2 protein-coding genes are annotated in these 2,337 nt (G+C 32.6%); one reads left to right on the top strand and one right to left on the bottom strand.

Annotation, left to right across the window (positions count from 1 at the left end; genetic code table 11):
• Positions 1–528: 528 nt before the first annotated feature.
• Positions 529–930: a winged helix-turn-helix transcriptional regulator gene (locus tag AC1DRF_RS23645; protein WP_477741841.1), complete on the bottom strand. Its 402-nt coding sequence runs from the start codon at positions 928–930 to the stop codon at positions 529–531.
• Positions 931–1,236: 306 nt separating this feature from the next.
• On the opposite strand from AC1DRF_RS23645, the gene AC1DRF_RS23640 reads away from it, so the two are divergent.
• Positions 1,237–2,031: an SDR family NAD(P)-dependent oxidoreductase gene (locus tag AC1DRF_RS23640; protein WP_427076781.1), complete on the top strand. Its 795-nt coding sequence runs from the start codon at positions 1,237–1,239 to the stop codon at positions 2,029–2,031.
• Positions 2,032–2,337 lie beyond the last annotated feature (306 nt).

Here is a 2,337-nt window from a genome sequence, read left to right as displayed (position 1 = left end):
CTAATTTTATTTATCAGTAGAAAAAGCTATCTTCCCCAAAGATAGCTTTTTCGCTTCGTAGTTACCATAAAACGAATTCTAGGAATGCATTAAAAAAAGAGAAGAGACATAAATATCTCTTCTCTTTCTTAATTTATTATCTATCGAGATTCTGATTGACTGTACTTTTAGTGGGACCTTTCTTCGCAAGCTGTCTTTCAACGACACGATTTCCCAAACGTTCATACAAGTCACCTTCTAAATAAGGTTCATACTCAGAAGTAAGTAGTCAGTTGTACGGGTGAGACGTTTCAACGTTTTATTGAAAAAAATAAGGTTTTTTTTATCCAGCATCGGTTGATTTGATGGCATTAATGGAGAGTGAGGAAGGAATAGATATACTTAATGGTAATAGATTTCAACTTTTAAAATAATGAAATTTTCAAATGAGTTACCTTTTATGAAAGAAATCAACGGTTTTAGGGAAAAAACGTTAAAATCAACAAAAAGTAAAAGCTTACAAGGAAAGGAAGTAACTTTCTCTTTCCTCTATTCAATATGTAGATCCTCTGCATCGTTTTGTATGTTTTTCATATGTTCATTTAGGATACTTTCTTTTACCATATCAAATTTATTCTCATAATTACGTTCAATGTGTCTTCCACCCCAAGYACATAAYSAATCTAAAATGTCTTTAAGAGATTGTCCATATTTAGTTAAYGAATACTCTACTTTAGGAGGAACTTGATTATAAATAAAACGTGTAATCATACCATCTTCTTCTAGCTCACGTAACTGTTGCGTTAACATTTTTTGYGTGATTCCAGGCATTAAACGCTTTAATTCACCAGTTCTTCTTRTACCTAAAATAAGATGACATAAAATGACRACYTTCCACTTGCCACCAATGACTTCAAGAGCTGCCTCTAYCGGAATATTATATTTTTGCAACTACCTTACCTCCAATGATATAGGCACTTTTTAGTACCTATATTACTTTTTAGTATCAATGCTACTTAAAAGTGCGTACTTTTAATTGTTTCTATCCTGATACATAATAACAATTGATCAAGCTAATAGCTAACAAAATATCTTATTGAGGCCTCAATATAAAGTGTAGTAGCTAGCTTGATTTTTAAAAAATGAGGGGATCAACTAACACCCTAGTAAACGAATATATTAGAAAAAATTTTTCAAATGATGAACAACTATTATTTATAGAATAGGTTAAATAAAAGGTTAGAGAGGACGTTTAAAATGGACTTAAAATTAAAAGGTAAATTAGTATTAGTAACAGGATCAACTGGTGGTATTGGTAAAGGTGCTGTGAAAAGCTTTCTACAAGAAGGTGCAAAGGTTATTATCAATGGGCGTACAGAAAAAGGAGTTCAAGCAGTAGTAGAAGAATTAGCTTCTTTAGGAACTGTTTATGGAATTGCAGCAGATGTTTCTAAAGCTGAAGATTGTGAGCGACTTGTAGAAAAAGTAAATGAGATTGGTCAATTAGATGTTCTAGTCAATAATACAGGTGTTTTTGAAGTAAAGCCATTTGTAGAAGTAACTGATGCAGAATGGTTAGACTATTATCAAATCAATGTATTAAGTGCTGTTCATTTAGCTCGAGCATTTTTACCAGGAATGATGGAACGTAATTTCGGGAGAATTATTAATCTTGCCAGTGAGGCAGGTATTAAACCTTATCCGGAATTAGTACCTTATGGTGTTTCTAAAACAGCCCTCATTACATTATCTAGAGGATTAGCTGAAACAGCAAAAGGAACAAAAGTAACCGTAAACTCTGTACTTCCTGGTCCAACATGGACAGAGGGATTTTCGCAGTTTATTACAGATCTTGCGGATGAAAAAGGGCAGGACTTAGATACGTTTATTGCAGAATACTTTAAGCATGATCAACCCACATCTCTAATTCAACGATATGCTACCGTAGAAGAAGTGGCAGATACAATTGTATTCCTTGCATCAGAAAATGCGTCAGCTATTAATGGCGCTGCTCAACGTGTAGAAGGCGGGATTATCCAATCTATCTTATAAGGTATAGCGTCAAGATAATGTGGATTTACAATGCTAAAGATATCCACATATAAAAAACAATTTCTTAGCCTAAAAAAGAGAGGAGACACAAATATCTCTTCTCTTTTTTAATTTATTATCTATAGAAGTTTTGATTGATTGTCCTTTAATGGGACCTTTCGAAATAAAAAGCCCTAAGAAAGCAAATTTTCTAGCGCTTTAAAATTTATATAACTACTCGCTTTTCCATTGTTTAAAACGTTCATTAACCTTGTTTTTTACAATATTATAGTTATCTAATGTATCATTTACTTCATAAACAGAGCT

The organism is Priestia sp. P5_B4 (genome assembly GCF_056400385.1).
This window is presented reverse-complemented; position numbering and strand designations above follow the sequence as displayed.